Here is a 235-nt window from a genome sequence, read left to right as displayed (position 1 = left end):
CATAAATTCAAAATTCATTCTGTGTGTTCCTCCTTTTTCTTGGCTCGTTTGGATAAATAATGAGGGCAGTCAATCACAACCGCCCGGAAGCTCTGCCTGCACCCATGCTGGCATTTCCGGCATAATTCGTTGTAAGTGACACGCCCCCGGTCATTGAGGTAAAAGGAAAGCTCATGCTTCCTTTTTTTGCTCATTCTCGGCATATTGTGTTTTCTCCCGTTTTAGTGTATGGTTT

The 235-nt window shown here is 44.3% G+C and carries 1 protein-coding gene; it reads right to left on the bottom strand.

The genetic code is table 11. From position 1 onward, the window contains the following. Positions 1–14 precede the first annotated feature (14 nt). Complete coding sequence (locus DWW13_RS18655) at positions 15–203, bottom strand: hypothetical protein (protein WP_055060284.1); 189 nt, start codon at positions 201–203, stop codon at positions 15–17. Positions 204–235: the final 32 nt, after the last annotated feature.

Source organism: Blautia sp. AF14-40, from assembly GCF_003479665.1.
Classification (GTDB): Bacteria; Bacillota; Clostridia; order Lachnospirales; family Lachnospiraceae; genus Fusicatenibacter; species Fusicatenibacter saccharivorans.
Note: the sequence above shows the minus strand (reverse complement) of the source record. Positions and strands in the feature narration are given on the sequence as shown.

Bases quoted from the DNA above. Each gene is read 5' to 3' on its own strand.
- DWW13_RS18655 (WP_055060284.1), bottom strand. From the start codon at position 203: ATGCCGAGAATGAGCAAAAAAAGGAAGCATGAGCTTTCCTTTTACCTC.